Below are 20,026 nucleotides of genomic sequence, written 5' to 3' on the forward strand. Positions count from 1 at the left end.
CGATAGTGCAAACTATCGGGGCTTTTTGTTATGTGTTGCTAGTCCTCCCACACTACAAACTGATCTTTTGGCCAGTCCGCACCCGTGTCATGATATTTCTTTTCTAAAATATGACGCTTTATCTTAAGGGTAGGTGTAAGTATTTGGTTCTCGATACTCCAAGGCTCTTTTATCAGTAGCACACCTTTAATTTTTTCATGTCCCTCAAGGGTTTCATTAATGCCTTTGATCGCTTTATGAATGCTTCTTTCATAGCGTTGTTTATCAAAATTAGGAAAGTTATGTGGAACTATTAACAATATAGGTCCAGGCATACCTAAACCAACTAAACAAAGCATTTCGACACGTGCGACTTCAATAATGGCTTTTTCAATAGGCACAGGTGCAACAAATTTGCCTTTGGCTGTTTTAAAGGTGTCTTTTTTACGCCCCTGAATGGTCAGATAACCTTCCGAATCTATAGAGCCAATATCGCCGGTGTGCAGCCAACCTTGCTCATTAAATGTACGAGCGGTTGCTTCGTCGTTTTTGTAGTACCCAGAAAACATCCCCTTACTACGCACCAGTATTTCTTCATCTTCTGCTATTTTTAGCTCAACTCCAGGGCCAATTTTACCCACTGAACCAATTTTAGATGGATTAAACGGATAGTTTAGGGTGCTATAGGCGAACGTTTCAGTCATTCCCCATGCTTCGGTTATATCAATGCCAACCTTGTGATACCACTCAAGTATTGCAGGGCTAATAGGCGCAGAACCACAGCCAAGAACTCGTCCTTGATCTAAGCCTAAGCCATCGATGATTTTCTTTTTAATGATGGAGTTTAGAATTGGGATTTTTAACAGTAAGTTAAGTTTCTTCGGTGGTAGCTTATCTTGAATTCGTTGCTGGAATAAGGTCCATAAACGCGGCACTGAAATAAATAAGGTTGGTCGATGCATTTTGACATCGTCAATGAAGGTATCCAGAGACTCCGGAAAGGCAGTCTCAAGTCCAGCCTGAATTGAGGAACCAAAAATGTATACTCGTTCAGTAATGTGTGCCAGTGGTAAATAAGAAAACATCCTATCGCCAGGCTGTATGCCTATATGATCAACAAGGTTCTTCACTGACCAACTAAAAGCTCCGTAGGTGAGCATAGCGCCTTTTGGCACGCCTGATGTCCCAGAGGTATAGACGATCGACATTAGCTTATCATCGTGGTGCTGTGGACGCTCCTCCGTATTAGGTGCATCATGAATCAGCTGTGCAAACTTGTATTGACACTCCGGTGCTGAATCATAAGGAAAAGAGATGGTAATCAGAGTGGGAAGGCGTTGCATGACCTCTGCAGTAGCTGCCGCATCATCAAGTTTACCTGCTATCAGCACAGTGCTTTCGCTGTGAGTTAAACAGTATTCGATGGTATCTGCACCAGCCGTTGGGAAAATAGGTACACTAATAAAGTCACCAAGCATGAGCGCAAGATCTGTGATAAACCATTCCACACAGTTTTTAGAAATGAAGGCGACTTTATCACGAGGTTTCAAGCCTAACTCTTTCAATGCCCCTGCAAATTTTAACGCCATATCAGCAACTTCAGCGTAGGTATAGCTGACAAACTCTCGGTCAATGATCTGTTTGAGGTATATCTCGTCTGGTCGTTCCTGAGCCCATTTTAAAATCAACTCATTGGGTGGTGGGAGGGTACAAGGTGGGTTAGTGTAAACGTATTCTTGCGCTCCGTTCCCTGAAGCTATTTCCATAAACTGCCTTCCATTGGTTGCTTGACATTTATCAGAAGCTTAGCAGGTTTTTTATTTTGTATAGAAAAATTCCATTTATTATTGAATTAATAACAGCATATAACTTTAGGTTATTAAATAATGCTAAAAATAATATTAAATTGTGCAAATATTTTATTCTATAAAATAAGTGCGCAGATTATATATTTAACTTTCTATATTGAGTGGGTGTCATTGCAGTGTGTTTTTTGAAAACTCGATTAAAGTAAGAAACGTCAGAATAACCCGCTTGATAAGCGACAGAAGAAACTTTTTCCGCCGGAGAGTCGATTAGAATCTGCTGAGCTATATTGACCCTTTTCAAAGTAATATAATCTTGAAAGCTGACTTTGCGGTGTTTTCTGAAAAATCTTGAAAAATAGTTAATGGATAAGTTGGAAAGCTCTGCGACCTCTTCTTCTCTAATATCTCGGTTAATATTTACTGAGATATATTCTTCAATTTTTTTCATCCTAGTATCTAAGACAGGAGAAGTGAACGTATCATCTTCGTCATAAAATAGGCTTGGTAGCAATGCGTCTTTTTCAAATTCAGAATCACTGCAAATGAAGGTCACATGGGATGTGTCGTAATAATTAGCCAATGACTTTTCTTTGTCGTAGATAGCGATGATCTTTTTGCCAAGGTTTTGACAGATCTTAAGCGATAACTCAAATAAAAATTTAAATTCTTCAGAGTAATAAAAATGGGCAACCTTGACCTCTCTTCGACTAAGAATGGAGATGTCAGAACCAAATTCGGAGAAGTTTGAGTCTATTCCAACCTGCTCAGCGGTGAATGCTGGCAATTGTTGCATAGATTTCCCGAGCCAATATCCTTTTGACTGCATGTTAAATCCTTACACTACTATATTAACTTTAGCTAATAAATGATTAGCTACTAAAGTTTATAGTCATATGACATAAAAATGCAACATTTAATTAACTTTCTTGGGGCGTCTATTGAGCTCATAGACTAGAATGTATAGGTTAATTCTAAGGAGGTACGCAGATGAGCAATCAATGGATACCGACTACGATTGAATTCCTTTCTGATGAAGAAGCATTGACTGTTGTAGAGTATGTCATTGCTGCCGCGCTATTAGTTGCTGTTATCTCAACTGTTGTTTTTAGTCTTCAAGTTGGCTTAACAGATAAGTTCAACAGTACAATTGATAGTGTCAAATGACTTGCGCTTAGTATAAGTTAATCTTATTCAATGTTAAGAAAGTGCAATGCATGGGTAAGAAAATCCTAACACTGTACGTCATATGTGGTTACATTTGACTATGCCACTTAATTTGAAGGCGCTTACATTTTTGGAGAGTTAATTTATGGATAAATTTATTTCAAGCATTAAAAGTTTCGCAAAAGACGAAGAAGGACTAACTGTCGTTGAGTATGTAATCGGCGCTGCGCTGTTGGTTGGTGGACTTACAATTATATTTGATAATTTAGGCAGCAAGCTTAGCACAAGTCTTAATACGACAATAGACAGTATTTCTTAGACTATAACAAGTCTTGGTATAATTCTACAAAGCCGCATTAGGATTATTCTTGGTGCGGTTTTACGGTCTTTATGAATAGCTATATAATTTTTTGGTCATTACTTTTTTTAATATCAATCAATGATTTGAAGGATCATAAGATCCCTAACGTATTACTATTGGTATTGGTATTTTACCAATTACTGAATATATATGTATTTCAATTGCCATTATTTGATTTTATCTTAGGTGGCATAACAATATTTTTTGTCTCATTAATATTATTTTTCTTAAAAGTAATGTCCCCTGGCGATGTTAAATTGCTAGGAACTATTGGTTTTTGTGTTGGTACAGAAAACCTGTGGGGCTGTACAGTGTGGATTTTTATAGCATCAGGCATCATTGGAACATTATTTACAGTATATAACTTTAGCTTCTTAGGAATAAAAAACCCATTGCTGTTAATCAATGAACCAAAGCTATACACCAGAATCAATACTAACGCACAAAACTCAAATCCATGGAGATATGGAGATAAGTTAACCATGCCATTTGCACCATCAGTCATGGTTGGACTCGCACTGTTCTATTATTTTAATTAGAGGGATTTAAAATGAGCGCGACAGAACTAAAGGATGAAGTTTGTAAGCTAACCCCTCAGGTCAGTGCTCCTCCTATTATTTCATCATTTGATGAGTTAGAAATACCTCAGGTAATTGTTGAAAACCTCATATTGAAGCATCTTGCTGCTTACCCTAAATCCGATGTTTTAGAGCTCGCTAAGTATCTGGGGATCGTGACCCATTTAATCGAAGATATTTTGGCAGATTTAAGAAAGAAAGCGTTTGTAGAGGTGTTCCAACCCTCTTCAACGTCACTGTTTTCTGAATCAGCAAAAAGTCATGTGCGATATGCATTATCGGAGCAAGGGCAAAATAAAGCAGATTTAGCATTTAAAAAAGATGCTTATATTGGTCCTGTGCCGGTGTCTTTAAAGACATACAACAGCATGGTTGAAGCTCAGGATTTACGTGCGCAATTGGTGACTAGACCTGATGTCGAGCGTGCATTAAATGATGTGTACGGCGCTGAAAGATTAGTGCCGGTATTAGGTCCTGCTATCAACTCTGGAAGAGCTTTATTGCTTTATGGACATGCTGGTACAGGGAAAAGCTTTGTTGCGGCTAGAATACTCAATTCACTCAATACCTCTGTATATGTCCCTCATTCTGTTTATGCTGCTGGTAATATCATAAAAGTCTTTTCAGAACAGCATCATACTCCCGTTAATAATAGCCATAACCGAGATGTGATCAGTTTAAAGAGCCACTATGACAAACGTTGGGTATTGTGTGAGAGACCTAATGTTCAAGTTGGTGGTGAACTGACAATGGATATGTTGGAGGTTAACCATACAGAGCATAACCGAATTTGGATTGCACCCTTACAAATGATTGCAAATAACGGCATTCTCGTTGTTGATGATTTGGGGCGCCAACCTATGCCAGTGGCGACCTTGCTCAATAGATGGATTGTGCCTATGGAATATAACTATGACCATTTATCTCTACCGAATGGTCAGCAAATTACCATTCCATTTGTGTTAACAATGGCATTTTCAACTAACTTAGACCCACAAACCATTGCCGATCCTGCTTTTTTAAGACGCTTAGGCTATAAAATTCAGTTCCAACCACTTATTGAAAGCGACTATTTAAATTTATGGTCCGATCTGTCAAAGAGTAAGAAATTAGAAATATTACCGAGTGCGGTAGAGACCTTATTAAATCTGCATAGTTTACATAAAGTCGGTTATTTTCCTTGTCTTCCAAAAGATATATTAGGAATCAGCCTCGATATTATTCAGTTTGAAGAAATTGCACCTCAGGTAGACTCGACTATATTACAAAGGGCATGGGATCTTTATTTCACTGCTGACGAACAGGGAGAATCAGTATTATGAGTAAAGGAACGGTAATATTTTTATTAATTCTGTCAGTAGTCTTTGGCCTTGGTGCCGTCATGGTCGCTAAGCAGTGGATGGAAGGCCAAACTAAGCCTCAGGTTAAGGTTGAGACGGTAGAACGACGTCCGACCGTTATCGCCGCAGTAGATATACCAGAAGGTACTGTCATTGAAGAAAAACACCTGACTAAAAAACAACTTGAATCAGCATGGCAAAATGCGAATCAAGTACAAAACTATTCTGAATTAGTGGGAATGGTCGCTAAATCGCCTGTCTTTGAAGGTGAATTAATACATAAATCGCACTTTGGTGGCCCTAACGAAGGTGCCAGTTTGGCGGTATTGATTCCTGAGAATAAACGCGCAGTAACGATACGTGTAAATGACGTTGTGGGTGTTGCTGGTTTTCTACTTCCTGGAAATAAAGTCGATATTTTAAATACCGTTAATAATCGCACTAAAACGGTTCTTAAAAATATTAAGGTGCTTGCGGTCGATCAGACAGCTAAAACCAGTGAAAACAAACCTATTATTGTGCGCGCAGTGACTTTAGAAGTGACTCCTCGTGAAGCAGAAAAACTGTTATCGGAAAACAGTAGAGGAGCGATACAACTTGCGCTTCGTAACCCTCAAGCTATAGATCCACCAGTTAGACGGTACGTTGCTCCTCCAAGCGTCACTATTATCAAAGGCACAACCCAATCTAACGTTCGCGTAAATAATTGAGGCTTATCATGAAACGGATTTTTGCAATATTTGCTTTGATTGCCTTGCTAGTACCTTCGGTTCAAGCAACCACGCAGTCGGGGAACACCATTACTATTCCTCATCACAAGTCAACTCATGTGAAGATTTCTGGTAAGGCTAAAAAAGTCTCACTAGGCGATCCTGAGGTCCTGGATATCGTGATGCTAAAAGCTGATGAGCTTTTTCTGATTGGTAAAAAATTAGGTTCTACTAATTTATCAGCATGGGGTGCTCAAGGTCGATTGATTGAGTCTTTAAATATTGAGGTTACGCATGACCTTAATAATTTAAAATCTAAGTTGTATGACTTCTTACCCGACGAAGAAATAAAAGTTCATAGCGCTCAAGATAAATTGATACTCAGCGGTTTAGTGAGCAGCCAAGAAAATATGAATATAGCGGTGAAGGTTGCTCAAACCTTCTCCGGTGGTCAAGCCGTTAATGCTTCTGATGGTGATGCAGGACAAGCCGAGTCAGGCGTGATTAACCTTATGACTATTGGTGGAGCACAGCAGGTAATGCTAGAGGTTACTGTTGCTGAAGTGCAACGTTCATTAGTACGTCGTTTTGATTCTAACTTTCGTTTTTTCCAACAAAGTGGTGATTTCACTTGGGGGTTAACGAGTGCGGGTGGCGGTATTGGTGAAGCTGGCGGTAGTATTTTACCTATTGTGGACAGTGTTGGGGTAAATGATTTCGGTATACTTGGCGGGTTAGTTGATAGTAATACGCTGTTTACTTTTGCTTTGGATATCGCCAAAGAAAATGGCGTCGCTAAAGTGCTTGCAGAACCAAACTTAACAACCCTAAGTGGCTCCGAGGCTAAGTTTTTAGCCGGTGGTGAATTTCCAATTCCTATCCCTAGTGATGATGGCATTGGTATCGAATATAAAGAATACGGTGTCAGTGTTCACTTCACTCCTATTGTTCTAAGCGATAAGAAAATAAACCTAGAGTTAGCAGTGGATGTCAGTGAGGTGGCAACCTCGGGTGCTCTTGCCTATAACCCCGGTGATATTAACGCGGCTTATATAGTGCCACCTTTAACAAAGCGTAGCGCTTCATCAACCATAGAATTGGCTGACGGGCAAACAATTGGTATTGCGGGTTTATTGAACGAGAACAGTCGTGATGTAGCCAACGAAGTCCCAGGTGTTGGTGACATTCCGGTACTGGGCAATCTTTTCAAAAGTAAGCAGTACGTATCAGGTGAAACAGAACTGGTTATTTTAGTTACTCCTCGTTTGGCAAAACCTGTGGATAGAGACAAGATTGCTCTGCCTACCGATGCGTTTGTGGAACCTACCGATATAGAGTTTTACTTACTGGGTAAAGGTGCTTATTTAGATAATGAAAGAGTCAAACCAAAACAACAGGAGCAATCAACAGAACGCGTTCAAGCCTCAACGGCAAGCGGTGGCTCAGAAGGTCAATTTGGACATTCCTTATAACAGCAAGGAGCAAGTTATGAATTTTAAGCCCGTTTTTGTGATGTTGTTTATCTTAGGTTTAACCGCCTGTTCAAATAACCCAAAGTTAGGAACAGCAGTAAATTTAGTGAAAAACGAACAAATTTATAATCCACAAGCAACCGAAGAGAATAAAGGGATAGTACCGGACGGCAGTGGTGAAAGAGCCCAATCAACAATTGAAGGCTATAATAAAGGTAGTAGTAAGGATATCTCGATCACAGGATTCAACCTCTAGCCTGTGAGGGTAAGGTGGCGTGTATGCAAGGATGCAATATGAATAGAAATAATCAATCAGGGTTAGTCATGATTATTTTTACCCTAGCACTAACAGTATTGTTAGGGTTTGCAGCTCTTGCTATCGATATGAATCATGTGGTGTTAAATAAGGCAAGAGTACAAAATAGTGTCGATGCAGCAGCATTGGCTGCTGCTGTAGTCGCTGATTCAGGCAAAACAACTCAAGAGATAGCAAACGCTGCGTTAGACTCAGTCAAAAATTACTCATCATCAGCTGGAAATTCAGAAATAACAGTGACGCAGAATGCAGTTTTTGGTGCAGGAGGCTCATCTCTTTCTTTACCTTTGTCCGATAGTGCAATCATCCTTATCCAATTTTCCAATGATCCTACGGTTTTTCCTTCATCAAGCTTTCAACGAAAAAATGCAAGTGGCGAGTTTAATGATGTCTATGTACGAGTTCAGGTGACAGGCGTTGCCTTAGAGGGTTTTTTTGTCGGTTTATTTAACGCCAGTAAATCTGTTTCAGCCAGTGCGGTGGCCGGGCCAAGTTCTTCGGTGTCGAGTTCCTCTGAGCTTTGTAATTTAGTACCTATGGCTGTATGTGCTAAAGATAGTTCAGATGATGAGTTTGGTGGGTACAGTGAAGGTGATTATCAAGTATTAAAAGAATCAAGCTGGAAAGATTCGGATTTTGATACCCCTGGGAACTTTCAGCTATTAGATTTTACCGGTAAAGGTGAAGTTGATGAGCAATTAGCGGGTGGCTATGACGGTTGTCTATCTGGTGGCTCTGTTAACGTTGCGACGGGTAATAGTGTTGGATTAGTAAAAAAAGGTCTGAATACTCGTTTTGGTAGCTATCAAGGTATGTCAGCGAGTGATTATCCACCTGATATTTATGTTAAAGAAGCGAATATTACCACTGATGATGATGGCAATATCACCTCTGATTTTACCTATGCTGATTATCAACAAGATATTGCAGATGGTAACTACACCGAACAAGCTGGTGGAGTTCCTGGTCGCCGTTTGTTATCTGTGCCAATTATAGATTGTTCAAATAATACCGGTGGGAATGGTGCAAATGCAGAGTTTAATGTTGTTTCAGTAGGATGCTTCTTTCTTTCTCAGCAAGCGCCTACAAGCAATGGTAATAGTGAACCACAAAAAGTATACGGAGAGTTTAATACTGACTGTCTGGTAAATAATGCCACCTTTCCTACCACGCCAAGTACATCAGGAGCTTATAAGATCCAACTATACAAAGATCCTAACAGTTCAGGAGCGTAGCTATGATTTTTACGAGAACGAATAGCAAGGAACATGGATTAGCGGCTATTGAAATGATGGTGATTTTACCCATTTTATTATTATTGCTATGTGCCATATTCGAGGTGGGGCGCATTTTTATGCACTATACAATGTTGAATAAAGCCTTACAGAACGGGGCTAGATACGCGGTTATTGATGTTTACGGGACTGATAGAGCATCACTGATTGCAGATAATAGTGAAATCAAAAATATGGTTGTTTTTGGCAATAAAACGGGTACGTCAAATAATCAAAATATGGAATCAATCTTACCTGGATTATCGGCATCAAATATATCAGTAGATGATTCATCAGCCAATTACGTCACTGTTTCCGCCAACTATGCATATGCGCCTATTTTTACTTCAGTACCAATTATCGGCGGAGTATTTAGTCTGAATATGAATGCTTCTTCTATAATGAGGGTATCACCATGAAGTTAGGCTCTTTCTCATGCTTTTATAAAAAGAATAGAGGATTAGCTGTTATCGAGTTTACGATTGTCTCGACGGTATTACTCATCGCTCTTTTTGCCATCATGGAATTTGCACGGTTTGTTTTTTCGCTGCAAATGCTAAATGAAGTAACTCGAAAATCAGCTAGATTGGCATCAGTGTGTTACGTAACAGAACAAGGGAATATTCCTGGCTTGGCAAGTATTACTGCAGTTGCCCCATCTGGTTATGAACCGTCAATGCTCAGTATTGATTACTTAGATGGCAGTGGGCAACTCATTGATACCGCTATTTTTAATAGCGGTAGCGCTACAGTTGAACAAGTTGATGAGCAGTTTGAAAAAATACGTTTTGTGCGTACGAAGATTGAGAATTTCAGTTTTGGATTTTCGTTATTATCTAATCTGTTGGGCAGTGTAGTAACACCTAATTTTGAAACGATTGTGCCAGCAGAGAGTTTAGGGATTTATAGACCTATAGGTGAAATGGAATCAGTGCCATCGGGCAGTACCAGTTGTTTGTAAGTATTATTAATAATACTAAGGTCAAGGAAGATGAGTGAAGTGGTGCAAATGAATGCAAATGATGAATTTAGACTGGCATTGAAAAGTCAAATATCTATATGGGTTGTGTATAGCACGACTGCATTCAAAGAACATATAGAAATCGAATTAAACAAGTGCACCAATGCATTTGTTAGTTTTATTACTTTAAATGAATTTAATTCTCAACAAATTAAAGACCAAAGTAGCCCCGACTTAATTTTTATTCAATCCAGCGGTGATTGGGCGCAAAAACTTACTGAGTTATATGCCAATAGCTTAGTGCTACAAAACAGTAACTCGTCTTTAGTGGTATTTGGAGATGAAGGGAATAGTTTTGATTTAAAAGTAGCATTAAGAATTGGCGCATCAGACTTTCTATCAGAAGCGACCACAATTGAAGGGCTCGCCTCGATTCTTACTGCGGTTGCGGATGAAAAGTTTACCAGTAAAGAGTTAGCTGAACTGCATGTTTTTGTGAATAGCAAAGGGGGAAGTGGCGCTTCGACAGTATCAATGAATACCGCTATTGAACTGGCTAAAAATGAACAAAATCGAGTGTTATTTTTAGACCTAGATATACAGTTTGGTGCGATACAAGATTATTTAGACTTGAAACCACAATACGGTATTCATGACATTATTGATGCTGCAAATGACATAGACGAAACGGCTTTACAAACATTAGTTTCCAAACACAGTTGTAATTTGAGCTTTCTTAATTTTCAGCAAATGCATCCGATTGAAAATGAATTAAAAGCACGAAGTTTGCATACGGTTATACCTGTTCTTCGTGAGTATTACACACATATTGTGGCTGATTTATCTCGTGGAATTGAAGCCAATTATAGTTCGTTAATCTCTCAATCAACAAAGGTCTATTTTGTCGCTCAACAGAGTTATGTATCAATAAAAAATACCAATGACATGCTCGGTGTTCTTGAAGTCGAATACGGATTACCTAAAGAGCATGTTGAGGTTGTGGTGAATCGATACGATAAAAAACAAGCACTTAAAATCACAGATATCGAAGATGCATTAGGAGATATAAGGGTTCATGTTCTTCCTAATGATTACAAGGTGGTCAATGAAAGCTCTAACCTAGGTAAGCCTTTTTGCTTAAGCAAAAAAAAGTCAACAGTCTCAGAAGCCATCACTCGTTTAGCTTCGTCTATAGCACCTGTCAAAGAAGAGAAGACAGGTTGGTTAGGGAAAATCTTTAGCTGAAAAATTAGGATGATATATGTTGTTTAAGCGAAAAAATATAAACCCAGACTTTGAAAAAAAAGTCAGCTCGTTGTCCTCAACTGAGAATAACTCTGATGCATCAGCTAAAGAGAACACAGTTAATACTCCCGCTGCACCTGCACCTACTGCCAAGAGAGAGCCCTTACCTAGCGATATTCCCGCTGAAATGGATAAGCACCTTAAGCAAGAGTTAGATGTAAAACACTACTTTCATAAGAAACTATTAGAAACTCTCGATTTGGGTGTTTTGGCTAATTTAGAAGAAAACAGAGCGAAAAAAGAGCTACAAGAAGCGATTCATCAATTAATGAATGATGATAAAACGCACCCTGTTAGTTTGGAAGGTAGAAAAAGAGTGATTAAGCAAATCGAAGACGAAGTCTTCGGTTTAGGGCCGTTAGAACCGTTACTGCATGATAAATCTGTATCGGATATCTTAGTTAATGGGCCTAAAAATGTTTATGTTGAGAGATTTGGTCGATTAGAGCGAACGCCACACACTTTTTTAGATGAAAAGCATTTAAGGAATATTATTGACCGTATTGTAAGTCAAGTCGGTCGTCGTATTGATGAAGCCTCACCTATGGTAGATGCCCGTTTAAAAGATGGCTCGCGTGTGAATGCCATAATACAACCTCTGGCGATTGATGGAGCGTCGGTTTCCATTCGACGATTTGCCGTTGATCGCTTGAATATGGATAACATGTTGGGCTTTAACTCTCTGTCTCCTGAAATGGCAAAGTTTATTGAAGCTGCTGTCAAAGGGGAACTCAATATATTGATTTCAGGTGGTACAGGCTCAGGGAAAACCACAACATTAAATATATTTTCATCATTTATCCCCAGCGATAAACGCATTGTCACTATAGAAGACTCCGCAGAATTACAATTGCAACAACCGCATATTATTCGTCTTGAAACTCGCCCGGCTAACTTGGAAGGTAAAGGTGAAATAACACAGCGAGATCTCGTTAAAAACTCACTTCGTATGCGTCCAGACCGAATTGTTATAGGTGAGGTGCGTGGTTCTGAAGCCGTAGATATGTTGGCTGCGATGAATACCGGTCATGATGGTTCATTGGCAACTATTCACGCCAATACCCCAAGAGATGCGTTAAGTCGTGTAGAAAATATGTTTGCGATGGCGGGTTGGAATATGTCCGCTAAGAACCTCAGATCGCAAATTGCATCAGCGATTCATATGGTCGTGCAAATGGAGCGTCAAGAAGACGGTAAACGTCGCATGGTGAGTATTTGTGAAATAAACGGCATGGAAGGTGATGTTATTACCATGTCTGAAATTTTTAAATTTCAGCGTCAAGGTATCGATGAAGAAGGCAATATTCTTGGTGATTATATCGCGACGGGCATTGTGCCGGGATGTCATGATGCACTTGTTAAGCGTGGCTTAGACATACCATTCGAACTTTTTGAAGCTACTGAGCGTGGGTAGGAGGATAAGACATGGGTGATCTCGGCTTATTTCTCATATTACTTTTTTTTGCGGTGTTGTTTATTTCGCAAGCATTGCTTCTTCCTGTTGCAGGGCAAAAGGCAAGGCATGGTGAATTAACTAAGCGCTTGAAGCATGCGCAAAAGAAACTAGACGAAGAAAGTCTCTCTTTGCTTCATGAGTACTATTTAAAAGAGATGACGCCATTTGAACGAAAAATGATAAAAATCCCCATCTTCGCTAAATTAAAGAAGATGTTGGAATTATCCGGTACTCATATCACCTTAGGTAAGCTTATCGGATGGACTGTTTTTGCCAGTTTTGTGGTTGCGGGAATCTCCATTTACCTTGGACAACTGTGGTATATCAGCCTTGCTTTATTTATTGCTGTGTATGTCATTGTGCACATGGTTATTCAAAAGAAAATCAGTCATCGCTTACAAAAATTTGAAGAGCAGTTACCGGAAGGTCTAGATATGATTAAGCGTGTCTTGCAGGCAGGGCAACCGATTAATCAAGCCTTCAAAGAAGTAGGTGAAGAGATGCCTGAACCTATAGGCACAGAATTTAAGAAAACCTTTAATCTGCTTAATTTTGGCTATGACATGCGATTAGCCATACTGCAAATGGTCGATAGGACACCTACTATATCGATGTTGGCATTTTCCAGTGCGGTTATTTTACAGGCAGAAACCGGTGGTAATTTGACAGAAAACTTGGATAAAGTCTCTAAAGTACTGCGAGCACGTTTTAAGTTATCAAGAAAAATCAGAACCTTGTCAGCAGAAGCACGGCTTTCTTCTTGGATTTTAGTTTTATCTCCATTTGCTTTGTATGTCGTGACCATGTTCATTAACCCAGAACACGCAGATTTGTTGATATCAGATCCCAGGGGAATAACGGCCGTCAGTTTCGGTATCGTTAGCTTGGCGATAGGGTCGTTATGGATTAGACGAATAATCAATATCAAGGTGTGATCATGAACTTTAATGAGTTAGCGTCACAGATGGGAATCTCAGGGCTTTTGACCCGAGATAATTTATTTTTGTTGATGGTGTTAATCGGCACTATTTTGGCCGTATTAGCGGTAGGCATGTTGATTCTAGGTATCAACTCACCTATTCGACGTAAATTGAAAGCGATGGGAGGTGATACAGCGTCTACTCATAAACCTGATAAGTTAGGTGCGGCTTTAGGTAACATGGCTCCGATGATGGTGCCAAATAGTAAAAAAGAACGCGAGAGTATTCAGTTACAACTTATCCAAGCGGGTTATCATGATACCAATGCTCTGTCGTTATTCTATGCGATTAAATTAGTCACAGTATTAGTGGGGTTATTCCTCGCCGCTGCAACTTACCTTTTAATGCATGAATCTAGTTATATGCCGTTAGTGATTATTGTCGCTCTTTGGTGTGGGTTGTTTGGTCCAAACATGTTCTTAGCTAAATTAGTCTCCGAACGAAAAGATAAAGTCAAAGCCGCAGTACCTGATGCTCTAGATCTTTTAGTGGTATGTACTGAATCTGGATTAGGTTTTAATGCTGCGCTTAAGCGTATCAGTACCGAGCTTATGATTAGTCACCCTGAACTCGCAGAGGAGTTAGATACTGTATGTGCCAAAATCCAAGCGGGCGTAGAAATGCCAACCGCTTTTAAAGAGTTGGTAGATAGAACGGGTGTAGAAGAACTTACCGGTTTAGTCAGCATGTTATCCCATGCTGCTAAGGTCGGTGGCAGTATCGCTCAGACATTACGCGATTATACGGAAGATTATCGTGATAAAAGAAAGCAAGCCGCAGAAGAGGTGGCTGCAAAAATCCCCACTAAAATGCTTTTCCCTATGGTGTTATTCATTTGGCCGTGTTTTTTCATTGTTGCGTTAGGGCCGGGTTTGATGACGCTATTTGATGCGCTTAAATAATTAAGGAAGATTCTAATGAAGAAAAATATTAAGGAAAAAGCGCTAGCCACATTGGTTTGTATTGCGTTAGTTGGATGTGCATCATCAGAGAATGAACCAAAGGAATTTGACGGTTCTTTATATGCGGGTAAACCTGTTGAATCGCTGACCAACGAAGCACCACCCAAAACAGAGATTGAAGCTATTACTCGAGGTGACGCTGCATTAAGTACCAAGAATTATGACTTGGCCTTATATGAATATCTACGTTCATTGTCATTTACAGACGCAACCCACCAGAATAAAACCTTATATACCGTAGGCCGAATTCATTCGGCAAAAGGCAACTATCTGTTAGCTGAAAAAGCTTATATACAGGCTCTTGATTACGATGAGTTCGACGTTCAATCACTAGAAGAGTTAGGTTTGCTTTATACAAAGCAAGGTTTAACCGAAGAAGGACGCTCTTACTTTTTTAGGGCGGTCAATGCCGACCAAGTGAGATTGAATAACCCTGATGTACTGACCAGTTATTCAGAAGTAACGGATGAAATCTTACAAAGTTTGCCTTACGATTCAAAAAGCCCATTTAGAAGCTATATGGGATTAGGAATTCTTGCTGATGTAGACAGTAAGCATGATATCGCCAAAAGGTACTACGAACGTGCTTTAGAGGTAAACCCAAGGTCGACTCAAGCTATGATTAACCTAGGTTATTCTCATTATATGAGTGGCAGCTATTATTTGGCCCAGAGGATCACTAATAGGGCATTGAAAACGGATCCTGATAATGAGAAAGCATTGAATAATCTGGCTTTAATCTACATTTCTTTAGGGGACAATCGACAAGCGTTAAATATCTTCAAACGTCATATGAGCACGCCAGAGGCTTTAAACAATGTCGGGTACTTTTTAATGCTGAAAGGGAAACCAGACGAGGCAATTCCTTACTTGCAGCAAGCGATAGATAAAAACCCGTCTTACTACAAGATTGCTAATGAGAACTTAGAAAGAGCACTATCTGAAGTAAGGCTTAATGAGGTTGAAGAGGTCGATAAAGAACAGACAGGTGCGTAATCCTACTAGGCAGAAGAGCTCTTCTTCTGCCAAAAACTATCTCTTACGTAGTTGAGTTTATATACAGGCTCTTGTTAGCTTATCTTGAATTTTTATCTCATTTGCTTGCTTAATAATCAATGTGATCTAAGTCACAATTTACTGTGAGCTTTTTCCTATATGATAAATGCCACTAAAGGCGCTATAAGTGTGATTGTTGTTGCCTATTTGAGATGAATTTTTGCAATCTAATTACTGTAGATCTTATATGAACTCTATTTATACGGAAGTTAACTACAGTTCAAAGTCTATCCATCACTCACTATCCTAGATAGAAGCAAAAGAGGCATGTTTTGTCATCGCTCACTTTGTCTCTATCAAAGATCAACTCAAGTTAACGTACTTCACTATTACTATTAAGGTATATACAGCGTTATACAGCCTACCGTCAGAGTTCATAATAGAGGCTTATAAAGGTTAGATATTAAGATTTTTTAGTGAGGAATTTGACACACTAGAATGATCAATTAATGACTCAATCGTTAGACTTGGCGCTTAAAAAACAAACGTGTTTGTGTGACGCATTACTTGTGACTATCATCTATTCTATCTAATACCATTAACAATCTAGAACTTAGTCACTAATGTTGGATTATTATTCAAAGATAAACAAGGTTTAATATTGTTATCTGTTTAATAGTGATAAGAAACTCATTGTGTAACTTAGACTTAGAGAAAGTATCAGATGATATTTCTCTTATCTGATGTGTGTCTATTTTGTAAAAATTAAGTGTGTTAATTTAGAAAACAGGAGTCAAAATCGTGATCTTTATCACGTTTTGGCTGTTTTAAATACAGATGATAATAACTATCACCTATTCGCCTGCTAACCTGCTTCGCGACTTTGAGCCGTTCAAAGCGAAATTATAAGATTAATAGGAGTGTTCAAAGATGAATACTGATAAAAAGAAGAAGTCACTGACCACCCGAGTCTTGCTCGGTATGGGATTAGGTGTATTGACAGGCTTTATCATTCGATTAGCGTTTAGCGATAACCAATTTATTAACGAATACCTCGTCAATGGTTTTTTTGATGTTGGTGGTTCCATTTTCATCGCTAGTTTAAAAATGTTAGTTGTTCCTTTGGTATTTGTGTCACTGGTATGTGGTACAAGTTCTTTAAAGGATATAGCAACTTTAGGTCGTTTAGGTGGCAAAACTATTGGTTTTTATCTGGTAACGACCATGATTGCCATCTCTATGGCGATCTTTATGGGTACGGTATTTCAACCTGGAGCAGGGGCCGATTTAGCAGCCGCTACGACCTTCTCTACTAGTGAAGCACCATCACTCGGACAAGTTATTGTAGGCATGTTTCCTACTAACCCAATTAACTCTATGGCACAGGGTAATACCCTGCAAATCATTGTCTTTGCTGTATTATTTGGGATAGCAATCAGTGCGTGTGGCGAAACAGGCGAGCGTGTTGCTGCTGCTTTCCAAGATTTAAACGAAGTGATCATGAAGCTGGTGGCTTTATTAATGAATGTTGCGCCTTATGGTGTCTTCTTCTTAATGGCGAAGTTATTTAGCACCATTGGTCTAAGTGCGATCATGAATTTAGGCGAGTACTTCTTGGTACTCTCTGCCGCATTGTTGATTCAAGGCCTCATTGTTTATCCATTGATTTTGAAAGCCACTACAGGTCTAAATCCAATTCATTTCTTGAAGAAGATGGAAGATGCTGTGATGTTTGCTTTTTCTACGGCGTCTTCAAATGCCACTATTCCTGTAACAATGGAAACTGCTACGCATCGTTTAGGTGTTAAAAACCGTGTTGCATCTTTCACTATTCCACTGGGTGCAACCATCAACATGGATGGTACTGCCATCATGCAGGGTGTCGCGACAGCGTTTATTGCGCAGGCGTTTAATGTCCATCTAGGCATGGGTGATTACCTAACGGTTATCCTAACCGCAACACTCGCATCTATCGGTACAGCAGGTGTTCCAGGTGTTGGTCTTATCATGCTAGCAATGGTATTGAACCAAGTAGGCCTACCTTTAGAAGGTATTGCGCTTATCATGGGTGTGGATCGTCTATTAGATATGATTCGTACTGCGGTTAACATTACTGGTGATAGTGCGGTAACTGTGATTGTAGGTAAATCAGAAGGTGCTTTGGATATTGATACTTTCAATGATCCGGACGCAGGAAAGAAGGTCGAAGAGGTCAAACTGGCTAAATAATTGCTGACCTAACAGATTGTTATCCCCTAGCTAGCCCTGATTCAGTTTGGTTAGGGGAGATTAAACTTCGGTATTAATGCCGCTCATCTTAGGTGAGCGGCATTTTTTTGAGAAGACTAATTATCTAAATGTCTAATTATCTAAATGGATATGAGTCTGTTGTTTGTTTAGCTCGGTTGCGTTTTGAGTTTTATCCGTAAAGTAGTTCACTGCTATGGTGTTAGTGGCAGGGAAGTGCTTAAACCAAGAGGTGTTGATGTCATTTAGCTGCTGCGGATTTTGGCAGTTAAATTGGTATTTGATATCAAAGCTAGCATGTGCGCTATGTTCAACAAAAGGATTATGTATATCTTGCGCTGCGGGCTGTTCAAATGATGATTTAACTAGGCTTACTGCACTATCTGTTATTGAGCACTGGGCTTCTGCATTTATGTTTATTATCGAGATAGAATCATTTAATAGTTGATTCGCTCTGCTCATTGCCGTCTTTTCTTGCTCTGTATTGGCAGTATGTTCAAAACCCACCACATCCATTCCAGGCGCATAGATTTCAATTAATAGCCCGGTACCATCTTGAGCAATATCATAGGTGACAAAGCCATGTACATGAGCTCCATGCTGCCTAAAGGTAGAGGCAAGGCTTGGTACTGCGATAAAAGTACAAAGGAGTGCAGGGAGAATACGCATAGTATGAGGTTTTGTGTTCATGATAAGGGTAACAAATAATAAAGAGCCTAAAGCATACTCGCTAAGCACAAGATAGTGACCTTGACAAAGTTATATTGAATGAATAGTTATTGCCCAGTTTAGCCTTTGAAATATACAGGCTCTTTTCTTTCAAATAGATATAAAAAGACCCGCACATTTAGGTGCAGGTCTATGCTGTCAGTTTTGTTCTAATCGCAGTGATTAGTTATTGCTGTGTAATTCGCTGTTTAGCTCAACTGCAGATTTATTGGTCAGACACTCAATAATACCGGTTTGAGAATTACGGCGGAATAGTAGGTCAGATTTGCCTGCAAGATCACGCGCTTTAACAACTTCAACTTCTTTGCCGCTGTTGTCTAGCATGCGTACTTTAGTGCCTGCTGTTACGTACAAACCAGACTCAATCGTACAACGATCACCTAGTGGGAAGCCAAGACCGGCATTAGCACCGAGTAGGCTATTTTCACCGATAGAGATAACAACTTTACCGCCACCAGATAATGTACCCATGATAGAAGCGCCACCGCCGATATCAGAACCGTTGCCAACCATAACACCAGCAGAGATACGGCCTTCAACCATGCTAACGCCTGTAGTACCAGCGTTGAAGTTAATGAAGCCTTCATGCATAACTGTTGTGCCGTTACCCACATGTGCGCCAAGGCGAACACGAGAAGTATCTGCAATGCGAACACCTGTTGGAACAATGTAGTCGACCATTTTAGGGAACTTATCCACGCAATCTACGCTCAGTGCGCGACCAGCAAGACGAGCTTCGATTTGGCGATCGGCAAGTTCAGGAAGATCGATCGGGCCTTCGTTTGTCCATGCAATGTTGTGTAGCAGACCAAAAATACCATCAAGTACAATACCGTGAGGCTGAGCCAGACGGTGAGAGATCAGTTGCAGCTTCAAGAAACCTTCAGCAACAGTTTGAGGTTTTTCATCACTGGCTAAGATAACAACAACAAGAGGTTGGCTAGATTGCGCCGCTTTTGCTGCAAAGTCAGCACTTGCTGCTTGGCCATTGCTTTCAAATACGCCAGCAAGCTCAGAGCATTGCTCTGGAGTAATCTCGATGCTTTGATTACCTTCGGTGTAACCCACCACTTGTTTAACTGCAGCAACCAGCTCAGTTGCTGGTGACAGTAGTGGGGTTGGGAAGAAAGCTTCAATAATTTTGTTATCTCGGTTTTTAGTTGCGCTACCGAGTGCCAGTGCGAAGAAAGACATCAATTAATCTCCATATATTGTGTTTTTAGCACGAACTACCACCTATCTTTATGCATTAAGGTGAGTAGACGTACCTCTCAAGTTTTGTTGATAGCCTTACACTATAATAAGCACAAGCAGGCGTGAAAAGAGCTAAATGACGAAAACTGATAATAAAGCGCCCAGCCAACGCTCGGGTATTGAGCAAGCAAGGC

General features: G+C 39.8%; 20 protein-coding genes. 16 read left to right on the forward strand and 4 right to left on the reverse strand.

Going from position 1 to position 20,026, the window contains the following annotated elements:
* Positions 1-38: 38 nt before the first annotated feature.
* Both VHA01S_RS12455 and VHA01S_RS12460 read right to left on the reverse strand, forming a co-directional pair.
* Entirely contained in the window at positions 39-1,745 is a 1,707-nt protein-coding gene (locus VHA01S_RS12455) for an AMP-binding protein (RefSeq protein ID WP_023404729.1), read from the reverse strand.
* Positions 1,746-1,923: 178 nt separating this feature from the next.
* Positions 1,924-2,613, reverse strand: coding sequence for a helix-turn-helix domain-containing protein (locus tag VHA01S_RS12460; RefSeq protein ID WP_023404730.1), 690 nt, complete (start codon positions 2,611-2,613; stop codon positions 1,924-1,926).
* A 161-nt stretch (positions 2,614-2,774) separates the two neighbouring features.
* Between VHA01S_RS12460 and VHA01S_RS18405 the strand changes: the two genes are divergently transcribed.
* The 16 genes from VHA01S_RS18405 (at position 2,775) to VHA01S_RS12535 (ending at position 17,891) form a co-directional block, all read left to right on the forward strand.
* Positions 2,775-2,951, forward strand: a complete 177-nt coding sequence (locus VHA01S_RS18405) for a Flp family type IVb pilin (protein ID WP_023404731.1) — start codon at positions 2,775-2,777, stop codon at positions 2,949-2,951.
* A gap of 145 nt (positions 2,952-3,096) precedes the next feature.
* A complete protein-coding gene (locus VHA01S_RS12465) occupies positions 3,097-3,270 on the forward strand; it encodes a Flp family type IVb pilin (protein ID WP_023404732.1) in 174 nt (57 codons plus the stop codon).
* Positions 3,271-3,341: 71 nt separating this feature from the next.
* On the forward strand, positions 3,342-3,851 hold the full coding sequence (locus VHA01S_RS18810; protein ID WP_023404733.1) for a prepilin peptidase: 510 nt from the start codon (positions 3,342-3,344) through the stop codon (positions 3,849-3,851).
* 11 nt (positions 3,852-3,862) lie between these two features.
* Entirely contained in the window at positions 3,863-5,212 is a 1,350-nt protein-coding gene (locus VHA01S_RS12475; protein ID WP_023404734.1) for a DUF8689 domain-containing protein, read from the forward strand.
* Entirely contained in the window at positions 5,209-5,940 is a 732-nt protein-coding gene (gene cpaB, locus VHA01S_RS12480; protein WP_021714697.1) for a Flp pilus assembly protein CpaB, read from the forward strand. The genes VHA01S_RS12475 and cpaB overlap by 4 nt, the downstream gene beginning before the upstream one ends.
* An 8-nt stretch (positions 5,941-5,948) precedes the next feature.
* On the forward strand, positions 5,949-7,412 hold the full coding sequence (locus VHA01S_RS12485) for a type II and III secretion system protein family protein (RefSeq protein WP_023404735.1): 1,464 nt from the start codon (positions 5,949-5,951) through the stop codon (positions 7,410-7,412).
* A gap of 16 nt (positions 7,413-7,428) precedes the next feature.
* Positions 7,429-7,668: a hypothetical protein gene (locus VHA01S_RS12490; protein ID WP_021714699.1), complete on the forward strand. Its 240-nt coding sequence runs from the start codon at positions 7,429-7,431 to the stop codon at positions 7,666-7,668.
* A gap of 38 nt (positions 7,669-7,706) precedes the next feature.
* On the forward strand, positions 7,707-8,963 hold the full coding sequence (locus tag VHA01S_RS12495; protein WP_021714700.1) for a pilus assembly protein TadG-related protein: 1,257 nt from the start codon (positions 7,707-7,709) through the stop codon (positions 8,961-8,963).
* A gap of 2 nt (positions 8,964-8,965) precedes the next feature.
* On the forward strand, positions 8,966-9,421 hold the full coding sequence (locus VHA01S_RS12500; RefSeq protein ID WP_021714701.1) for a TadE/TadG family type IV pilus assembly protein: 456 nt from the start codon (positions 8,966-8,968) through the stop codon (positions 9,419-9,421).
* A complete protein-coding gene (locus VHA01S_RS12505) occupies positions 9,418-9,963 on the forward strand; it encodes a TadE family protein (protein ID WP_021714702.1) in 546 nt (181 codons plus the stop codon). The genes VHA01S_RS12500 and VHA01S_RS12505 overlap by 4 nt, the downstream gene beginning before the upstream one ends.
* Before the next feature lie 30 nt (positions 9,964-9,993).
* Positions 9,994-11,208 (forward strand): CpaE/TadZ family protein, encoded by a 1,215-nt coding sequence (locus tag VHA01S_RS12510; RefSeq protein WP_021714703.1) that lies wholly within the window; start codon positions 9,994-9,996, stop codon positions 11,206-11,208.
* Positions 11,209-11,224: 16 nt separating this feature from the next.
* Positions 11,225-12,682, forward strand: a complete 1,458-nt coding sequence (locus tag VHA01S_RS12515) for a TadA family conjugal transfer-associated ATPase (RefSeq protein WP_023404736.1) — start codon at positions 11,225-11,227, stop codon at positions 12,680-12,682.
* 11 nt (positions 12,683-12,693) lie between these two features.
* Entirely contained in the window at positions 12,694-13,659 is a 966-nt protein-coding gene (locus VHA01S_RS12520) for a type II secretion system F family protein (RefSeq protein ID WP_023404737.1), read from the forward strand.
* A gap of 2 nt (positions 13,660-13,661) precedes the next feature.
* Positions 13,662-14,606, forward strand: a complete 945-nt coding sequence (locus VHA01S_RS12525; protein WP_023404738.1) for a type II secretion system F family protein — start codon at positions 13,662-13,664, stop codon at positions 14,604-14,606.
* Between the two features lie 15 nt (positions 14,607-14,621).
* Positions 14,622-15,662, forward strand: a complete 1,041-nt coding sequence (locus tag VHA01S_RS12530; RefSeq protein ID WP_023404739.1) for a tetratricopeptide repeat protein — start codon at positions 14,622-14,624, stop codon at positions 15,660-15,662.
* Positions 15,663-16,592: 930 nt separating this feature from the next.
* Complete coding sequence (locus tag VHA01S_RS12535) at positions 16,593-17,891, forward strand: dicarboxylate/amino acid:cation symporter (RefSeq protein WP_023404740.1); 1,299 nt, start codon at positions 16,593-16,595, stop codon at positions 17,889-17,891.
* A 132-nt stretch (positions 17,892-18,023) separates the two neighbouring features.
* On the opposite strand, the gene VHA01S_RS12540 is transcribed toward VHA01S_RS12535, so the two are convergent.
* Positions 18,024-18,647, reverse strand: a complete 624-nt coding sequence (locus tag VHA01S_RS12540; RefSeq protein WP_023404741.1) for a DUF2796 domain-containing protein — start codon at positions 18,645-18,647, stop codon at positions 18,024-18,026.
* A gap of 153 nt (positions 18,648-18,800) precedes the next feature.
* Positions 18,801-19,832 (reverse strand): 2,3,4,5-tetrahydropyridine-2,6-dicarboxylate N-succinyltransferase, encoded by a 1,032-nt coding sequence (gene dapD / locus VHA01S_RS12545; RefSeq protein WP_023404742.1) that lies wholly within the window; start codon positions 19,830-19,832, stop codon positions 18,801-18,803.
* Positions 19,833-20,026 lie beyond the last annotated feature (194 nt).

Origin of the sequence: Vibrio halioticoli NBRC 102217, assembly GCF_000496695.1 — a bacterium.
Taxonomy (GTDB): domain Bacteria; phylum Pseudomonadota; class Gammaproteobacteria; order Enterobacterales; family Vibrionaceae; genus Vibrio; species Vibrio halioticoli.